General features: G+C 38.8%; 10 protein-coding genes. 7 read left to right on the plus strand and 3 right to left on the minus strand.

Annotated features, from left to right (window positions below):
* The first annotated feature begins 835 nt into the window (after positions 1-835).
* The 3 genes from FWE37_08205 (at position 836) to FWE37_08215 (ending at position 2,972) form a co-directional block, all read left to right on the plus strand.
* Positions 836-1,831, plus strand: coding sequence for a PD-(D/E)XK nuclease family protein (locus FWE37_08205; GenBank protein MCL2520961.1), 996 nt, complete (start codon positions 836-838; stop codon positions 1,829-1,831).
* A gap of 135 nt (positions 1,832-1,966) precedes the next feature.
* Positions 1,967-2,383: a VOC family protein gene (locus tag FWE37_08210; GenBank protein MCL2520962.1), complete on the plus strand. Its 417-nt coding sequence runs from the start codon at positions 1,967-1,969 to the stop codon at positions 2,381-2,383.
* A 61-nt stretch (positions 2,384-2,444) separates the two neighbouring features.
* Entirely contained in the window at positions 2,445-2,972 is a 528-nt protein-coding gene (locus FWE37_08215; GenBank protein MCL2520963.1) for a GNAT family N-acetyltransferase, read from the plus strand.
* A gap of 190 nt (positions 2,973-3,162) precedes the next feature.
* On the opposite strand, the gene FWE37_08220 is transcribed toward FWE37_08215, so the two are convergent.
* The 3 genes from FWE37_08220 to FWE37_08230 form a co-directional block, all read right to left on the minus strand.
* The gene (locus FWE37_08220; GenBank protein ID MCL2520964.1) at positions 3,163-3,627 is read right to left on the minus strand and encodes a hypothetical protein; all 465 of its coding nucleotides are present in this window, start codon (positions 3,625-3,627) and stop codon (positions 3,163-3,165) included.
* 64 nt (positions 3,628-3,691) lie between these two features.
* Positions 3,692-5,758 carry an ATP-dependent DNA helicase RecG gene (recG, locus tag FWE37_08225; GenBank protein ID MCL2520965.1) on the minus strand — a complete coding sequence of 689 codons (2,067 nt, stop codon included), beginning with the start codon at positions 5,756-5,758 and terminating at the stop codon, positions 3,692-3,694.
* Between the two features lie 6 nt (positions 5,759-5,764).
* Positions 5,765-6,355, minus strand: a complete 591-nt coding sequence (locus FWE37_08230; GenBank protein MCL2520966.1) for a YggT family protein — start codon at positions 6,353-6,355, stop codon at positions 5,765-5,767.
* A gap of 75 nt (positions 6,356-6,430) precedes the next feature.
* On the opposite strand from FWE37_08230, the gene FWE37_08235 reads away from it, so the two are divergent.
* The 4 genes from FWE37_08235 to FWE37_08250 form a co-directional block, all read left to right on the plus strand.
* Entirely contained in the window at positions 6,431-6,859 is a 429-nt protein-coding gene (locus FWE37_08235) for a DUF805 domain-containing protein (GenBank protein MCL2520967.1), read from the plus strand.
* Complete coding sequence (locus FWE37_08240) at positions 6,859-7,218, plus strand: DUF805 domain-containing protein (protein MCL2520968.1); 360 nt, start codon at positions 6,859-6,861, stop codon at positions 7,216-7,218. Before FWE37_08235 ends, FWE37_08240 begins: the two co-directional genes overlap by 1 nt.
* A 3-nt stretch (positions 7,219-7,221) precedes the next feature.
* Positions 7,222-7,632 carry a DUF805 domain-containing protein gene (locus FWE37_08245; GenBank protein ID MCL2520969.1) on the plus strand — a complete coding sequence of 137 codons (411 nt, stop codon included), beginning with the start codon at positions 7,222-7,224 and terminating at the stop codon, positions 7,630-7,632.
* A 91-nt stretch (positions 7,633-7,723) separates the two neighbouring features.
* A partial coding sequence (locus FWE37_08250; GenBank protein ID MCL2520970.1) for a hypothetical protein occupies positions 7,724-8,420 on the plus strand: 697 nt, incomplete at its 3' end.

The following is an 8,420-nucleotide window of genomic DNA, read 5'->3' on the forward strand; positions in this document are numbered from 1 at the left end:
AAGGTAGCCGTACCGGAAGGTGCGGCTGGATCACCTCCTTTCTGCGAGAAAGGTAATACGCAGTTAGTGTATACTGCGAACCCCGCACAATCGTATCTCTCTTCCCTTTGCTTCTTTGTCATCACAAGCGTAGCTTGTCAATCTTTTTAAAACCCCTCTTCTTTGAGGGGTTTGTTGCTTTTATTTTGCCTTGACTTCGTTTTAAAAATAGGGTATTATGTGAGTATAAAAAACTTGGGCCAGCAAAGCTAACCCAAGAAAATTAAGACTATACGCTAATATAGCCTTTGTACGACTACGAGCATGAACATTAGAACGAACAGTGCTCGTAGTATTTTTTTACCTACGTACATTTGCTACCTCCTCAATTAAAATTGAAGCGGTACGCGGCTGTTCGCCATCGCCCACAGTGGGCTATAAGTTATTGTAACACACTTGTACCGTTTATTCAACTTAAATCTCCAAAAAATTCTATGCTATCATAGAATAGTAGTTATAGACATAACTACTATAAACATATTCTAAGTGAGGAAAGAGGAAATGGCAAATTATCAAGTTGTCTGGACGTGTAGTAAATGCGGTATGTCTTTACCACCGGTTAGTGGCACTAATCCAACTGCGGGGCGGCCAAATTCAAGCAACTGTTCTAAAGGTGGCAGTCATAATTGGACAAATACCTATCAACAAATCAAATAGGTAGATTATTTTTGTAACCCTCACTTTCTAAGGTGAGGGTTTGTTGCTTTAAGCACTAATCTACTTGACAAAGAATATATGATAATATATTATCATAATATGAATATGAATATGAATATGAATTAGGAGTGATGTATTTATGAATAAACCAAATATCTTTAAATTAGCTACCGGAGAACTAACTCAAGATGCGTTTTTGAGCTGGCTTTTACAATGGAGTGAAAATAAATATGCCGAAGTTGATTTGGAGCTTTATAATGTAGGGCAAAAATTTGTGCAATTTTTGCTTGATAAAGGTGATGATTATATAATTAATACCGTTAAGGTAGAGCGGCAATGGAGTAAAAGCAAAGCCGATATAGTAGCCACTATTAATAACGACTATTTTATTTTAATCGAAGATAAAACAAGTAGTGGCACTTGGAAAAAACAGTTAGAAAAGCATAAAGAATTTGCTACAAAACATTGTGAAAAATGCAGTTTAAAGCCAGTCCTTGTTTATTTAAAGACGGGTAATGAGAGTAAATATACTTTAAATTGGATAACCCAGCAAGGTTGTCGGCCTGTAGTTCGTGATGAAGTGTTAGCTATAATTAAGAAATATAACGGCACAAATGTTGTTTTAAGAGATTTTATTGACTATTTAGAATGGCTTGAAAAACGAACAGTTAGATATACCGAACGAAAATATTTACTCAGTGATTACGTGGCTTGTCAAGGTTTATATTTAAAGCTACAAGAAGATATTAAGGAAGCTAGTAAGTGGAAATGTATTTATAAAGGTAAAACTTGGTGTTTTGGTTATCATTTTAAAAAATTAGTGGTTGGTAAAATTTATATACAAATTGAAAATTCTTTTGCTGGGGGTATAAGCTTGATGATTAAATTGGAAGAATTTGATAAAAATAAAAATGTTTTGGAACAAGTTTTTGCAGGGATACAAAAATATGCTCAGCAAAACGGACTAGCTTTAATCAAGCTTGCTCGGTTTAACCCAGCTGATATTTCAACTGTAGGTAAAATAGAAAATGCCTTTAAATTTGATGAGCAAGATAAGTTAGACTATGCTGGTTTATTAGCAACTCTCGAAAAACTTGAACGAACACTCGATGATTATACATTAAGCAAGCAATAGTTTTAAAAGATGATAAATTAGAGATTGGGTAATGCGGTTTGCATTATAGGGATAAATAGTAAATCAAGCTAGACAAACCCTCTATCATCGTATATAATCTCCTTAAATTTATTCAAAATATCACGGAGGTTTTTTATGCCCAACCAAAAAATCAATATATTTTTAACTTTTACCGGCCAAGCCGAAGAAGCTATGAATTTTTATGCCGCCAATCTGCCGCAGGCTAAAATTACCCAGTGCGTGCCCTATGGCGCTGGTAACCCTATGATGGCCGCCGGCGAAGAAAACTTTATTATGCACGGCCAGCTGGAGTTTATGGGCCAAACTATTATGTTTTTAGATATGAGTAAGCAGTATCCGGCACCGGCCTTTGCGTGGTCAACTTCTATTTATATTGATTGTACCGATGAAGTAGAGTTTGATGCTGTCTTTGCCGCTTTAAGTAAAGAGGGCAGCGTAATGATGGGCCCGGAAAGTGTAGGCGATATTAAAAAATGCGCTTGGGTAACCGATAAATTTGGTATCACTTGGCAGCCGGTGTGGATTGGTTAAAGCCAGTAGTAGGCTTTAGGCGGTATTGCAAAGCTATAATTTCTATTAAAAATATTAAGCTATGAATGATAATTTGTTAATTAATAAAGTAACTGCCAACGATGTTGAAGCCGTTAATCAAATATTTAACGATGCTAAAACTTTTTTAAAAAGTCAAAATATTGACCAATGGCAAGATAGCAATGGTTATCCCAATAGTCGAGATGTAGCCGCCGATATAACTGGTGGTGAAGGTTATGTCATTAAGTTAAATGATAAAGCTATGGCTTACTTTGCTTTAAGCTTTGCCGGTGAAAGTACTTATCAGGTTATTGACGGCCAGTGGCTTAATAATAATAGTTATGCCGTTATCCATCGTTTGGCTATAAGTAATGATTATCGCGGGCAAGGTATAGCTGGGCAGATTTTTAAAAAAATTGAAAAAATATGTTTAGCTAATAACTGTAGTAATATCCGTATAGATACCCATAAAGACAATAAAATAATGCAGGCTGTGCTAGCTAAAGCTGGTTATAAATATTGTGGTGTTATTACTTTGCAGAGCAGGGCTAAGAGACTGGCTTACCAAAAAATTTTAGGAGACATTTAAGTAATGCCAAAGGAGAAAGCACAGCCGCTTTTGTAACTAGGCTGTTATCTTAAATTATTTTTTAATCATAGAAGTTTTATTCTAGAGCTTTTTCCAGCTATTTTGTTGCATAATTTTAACATATAAAATGGTGTGGAGTAGCATAGAGATAAAAAACCCATTGCCAAAACGCTCTGCTAAGTTGTTAGTTCTAAAACCCACCGTTTACCGTCATATATTTGCCGCGTTCACCTAATTCGCGGTGCGCTAAACGCATAACAAAGGCAAAGGGAGCATAAATAAATGAATATAGCACTGAAATATCCATTATAAAAATAAAAAAACCGGCAAAAAAACAATAGGTAAGAAAGTAGGCGGCTTTTTGTAACGATATATTATTGTCTTGTAATATTATATTCTTTTTCTCATATCTTAAAACAAGAAAGTAAAAAGAAAATCTCATCATAAAGTAGCACACAGGGAGTAAAGCAAGAAAATTAATTAACATAAAAGGAAAATCTGTAAAAAGAAATTCGATAAATCCCCTATAATCAGGCCCCCAGCTTACACCGCCTAAAGCTATATCCCGAATTAAAAAAATAACTAAGCCTATGGCTAGCTCGATAATTAAAATTTGTTTGCGGTACTTTATAGATAAGTTGATAAATTTAACCATTTTATTCTCCTTATGCTGCAATGTATTATAACACTTGCATGCTTGGGTTGTCAATAGTTTTTGTCTAATATAACATATTTTGTTTCAACCACTCTAAATAACGCTCCAGCAATGGTGTAGGGTTGGTTAATAACTTTTCAGCTAAAGGTTTAAGCGTGCTATACAAAGCTTTATTAGCTTCGTCTTCGAGGTTGGCCAATTTAAAACTAAAGCTGCCGGCTTGTTTTAAGCCGCTAAATTCGCCGGGGCCGCGCAGTTTTAAATCGATGTCGGCAATTTTAAAACCATCGGTGTTTTGGTATAAAGCTTTTAAACGTTCTTTGCCGTCATCGGTTAAATTTTCATGGTAAACTAAAAAACAATAACTTTGCAGATTACTGCGTCCTACCCGGCCGCGCAGCTGGTGCAGGGCGGCCAGTCCAAAACGTTCGGCGTTATGAATAACTATACTGGTAGCATTGGCCACATCAATGCCTACTTCGACAATGCTGGTGGCCAGTAAAACATCGATATGCCCTAGCGAAAAGTTATGCATTATCTGCCGTTTCTCTTCTTCGTCCAGTTTGCTGTGGATAAGGGCCAAGCGGTAATCTTTTAATTCACTGCCGCTAAGTTCTTTAAGGGCCTCTTCGGCAATTTTTAGGTCGCTGTTATCGTATTTTTCAGTACTATCTTTTTCGCTTTGTTCGATAAGCGGGTAAACAAAATAAGCTTGATGGCCTTTATTTAATTCATTTTTGACAAAATTTAAAACTTTAGTCAGATTATTGCTAGAAGCTAAATGAGTTTTAATGGCTAAACGCCCTTGCGGTAATTCGGTAAGGCTGGCAAAATCTAGTTCGCCCAGCATGGTCATCGCTAAGGTGCGCGGTATAGGAGTGGCGCTCATCAATAAAAGGTCGCAATCGGCGCCTTTGCTTAGTAACCTATTGCGCTGCATAACCCCAAACCGGTGCTGTTCATCAACTATGACAAAGCCTAAGTTTTTGTAGGTTATATCGTTACTAAAGAGCACGTGCGTGCCCACCGCTAAATGAATGTTGCCATCATTTAATTGCTGGATAAGCTGCTTACGGCCGGCCGAACGTACATTACCGCTTAAAAAAGCAACCTCGATACCCAAAGGGCGTAGCAGTTTGTCGGCATTTTCGGCGTGCTGGCGAGCCAGTAGCTCGGTGGGAGCCAGTAAAGCCACTTGGTAACCGGCCTGTATATAACAACAAGCGGTGAGTAAGGCCACTAAAGTTTTGCCGCTGCCCACATCGCCTTGCAGCAGTTGCCGCATTACATAACCTTGCTGCGCGGCCTGTAATAGTTGCTGAATAGCTGCCTGTTGGCTAGCCGTTAGCGAAAAAGGCAAGCGCGCTAATCCTTGCTGCATTAAGGATAAAGGCAAATTACGCGCCGGCCGGCCGGTTTGCTGTTGGAGTAATTTTTTACGGCAGAGCGATAAGGTAAATAAAAATAATTCTTCGGCAATTAAAAAACGCGTGGCTTCATCAATTTCACTACGATTAATAGGAAAGTGCAGTCCGTGCAAATAACTTTTTTTATCTTTATCAAATTTTTGGCCGGTTATTATCTGCTGCGGTAATAAACTATCAATCTTTTCGGGCAGTAACTCAAAGGCGGCGGCCATAAATTTACGCAATTTGGCTTGACTAAGCGAGGCCGAAAGGCCGTAAATGGGTAGTAACTTACCAAAATTGACGGGATTATCGCTATAATCTTCAAACTCAAAGCTGCTGCTTTGTATTTCATTATACTTTAAATTAAATTGCCCAAAAAGGTAAATTTTTTTACCGGCCGGTAATTTATCGGCCAAAAAACTGCGGCCAAAACACAGCAGGGCGGCGGTGCCCTCAAAATTATCTTTTAAGGTAATTTTAACGGTGGTTTTATCGCCGCGGCCAATAAAGCTGCTGCCGGTAACGGTGGCTATCACGCTGGCGCCATCAAGCTTGGCCGCTTCTTTAAAGCTTATAAAGTTAGCGCGGTCTTCGTAACGTACCGGATAATGCGCCAGCAAAGCTCCAATGGTGGTAATGCCTAAATTGGCAAAGGCTTTGGCACTTTCGGGGCCCAAGCCTTTAATACTGTTTAAAGTTTGTTCCAGCTCGTTAATTAACATTTAGCATTAAAAAGGCAGCATGGCAATTAAACCGTTAGCTATAAAGCGAACATAGTTAATAGCTTGCCAAATAATAAAACCGCTAACGGCTATAATAATAAGAGCGTGGTGGTACTTAACCATTTTGCCGCGCGCAAACATATTATTTACCAGCATAACGGGGCGGCGTAAAAAACGGTCTACCATCATACTAAAAGGGCCGTTACTGCGCATAAAAACAAGGGCGATAAAACGCAAGGTAGCCATAATAGCCATAATGCTAAAAAAGACCGATAGTATCGTAAAAAATACATCGCTAAAAAACATTATAACCACAGCTAACCTAAGTGAGCCCGATATAGCGATACTGCGCAGGCTATTTTGGATAAAAGTTAAAAAGACAATACCTAAAATAACCGAAAAATCGAAGCCGCCAACTTGCAGGCCAAAACGCCGCCAAAAATTTAAGTAGGGCGCCGTTAAACTTAAAATAACTTGGGCAATAGGGTGGTATCTAAACTGCGGCAGCCAACTTAAAAGGATAGTAGCCAGTATTAAGTACATATAAATAGTAATGGCCGTATTTATGAGGCTAAAAAGAAAACTAAACGAACTCATATAGCTACTATACAGTTATTTTTCATTCTTGACAAGGGTGGTTAATTACCTTAAAATAAAATAAGGAGAGTAATTATGCCGTATTTTAGCGATGTTAGAACAATTTTTATTAAAAATCTTAAAAAATTTGCCGTTTTTAAAGGTAGGACAGACCCCAAAGAACACAGGTTATTTTGTGTATTTTATAGCGTTTTGGCAGGACTGCTGGTAACGCCGGCTGTTTTGGTATTGGCTCTTTTTCTGATGATGAACGAGGGCAACTTTAACCATACCGCCGCCTTAATTTTAATAGGTGTTATAGCTTGGTCATTTATTTTAACTCTTCCCCTTGCCTCTATAACGGTAAGACGGCTGCACGATATTAATAAAAGCGGTTGGTATTTTTTTATTTGTTATGTTCCCGGTTTGGGGTTAATTAAAATGCTGGAGTGGACGGCCCAAGAAGGTGATGCAGGTGATAACCGTTTTGGCCCCAATCCTAAAGCTGTAAAAGAGAAATTATAATGGAATATTTTATTGATTGTTTTAAGAAATATGCTGTTTTTAAGGGCAGAGCGCGACGGAAAGAGTATTGGCTGTTTATGTTATTTTTTGAGGGGTTTTTTACTCCATTATGGTTATTGGCTATGTATTATAGCCGCGCCTTTGAGCTGCCATTTATTATCTTTGCCTTAGTCTTTATTACTCCTAAATTTGCCGTAACGGCTAGGCGGTTGCACGATATTAATAAAAGCGGCTGGTGGGCCCTTTTAACTGCGGGCGGATTAATAGCGGTAATTATTTTAACGGCTTGGTGCGTACGCGAAGGTGATGCAGGTGATAACCCCTACGGCCCTAACCCTAAAGCCGAAAGACCAAGCTAATTTATGTTTATTGAATATTTTAAAAATAATTTAACCTTTAAAGGTCGGAGAACTTCTTGGCAGTTTAATGGTTTATTTTGGTTTTATGTTGTTTTAACGGTTATATGGGTAGCTCCCCTTATGTTAATAAGCTACATTGCGGCGGCTAATGAAACCCTTGAAGCCTTTATTAATACAGCAGTTTATAGTACATTTTTTAATGTTTATTTTATTTTTTACGGAGCGCTTGCCATTATAGCTTTTATAGCTGCCGGTGTTAAAAGGCTGCATGATTTTAATAAAAGCGGTTGGTGGCTGCTATTAATATGTATTCCTATTGCCGGGCAGTTTTTAATGTTGTATTGGTTCTTTTTTAAAAAAGGTGATGCGGGTGATAACCGCTTTGGCCCAAACCCTCAAGTCAAAAAAGGTTAATTTTAATAAAAACTTTTTAAATAGCCAAAATTATGCTAAAATAACTATAAGGAAACTTTAAAAAATTACCTGCCCTATAAGAGAGGATACTATGCCTATAAAAACCAACGATTTTTTTACAACAGCTTACACTATAGCCGGTAAGCACGACCCGCGCGGCGAAGCCGGTATTAAACGTTTAAAAGACAAAGCCCAAAAAGCCTACGAAGCCCTTAAAACTGCCGAAGAACGCGCCCGTTTTGATAAAGACCGCCTAGAGCACCCTTACGCCGATTGCCGTATTATTTACGATAGCGGCCAGCCTATCCAAAAAATAATGGTAGGCATAGATTGTTTGGGCGATGAACTTTTACTTGCCGACCGGCTTAACCGCAGAGGTGAAAATATCGATATGGTGTTAAGCCACCACCCGCAAGCACAGGGTACACCGGGCCTAGCTTATGTGGTGGCCAGTCAAACCGATTTACTGGCCGGCGCCGGTGTGCCGGTAAGCCAAGTGGAAATACCTATGCAAAAACGTGCCGCTGAGGTAGGGCGCGGTCTTGCTCCCGGTAACCATCAACGGCCGGAGGCGGTGGCTAGGTTGTTAAACATTTCTTACGGTTGTTTGCATAGCGCCGCCGATTTATTGGTGCAAGCTTTTTTACAAAAACGTTTTAACGCAGCAAACCACGAAACCGTTGACGATATAATTAAAGATTTGCTTACTTTGCCCGAGTACCGGCAGGCCGCTATAAATGGGACTTTACCCACCGTAATGAGCGGCGGCAAAGATAACCGTGCCGGCA

This window comes from Spirochaetaceae bacterium (genome assembly GCA_009784515.1).
Taxonomy (GTDB): Bacteria; Spirochaetota; Spirochaetia; order WRBN01; family WRBN01; genus WRBN01.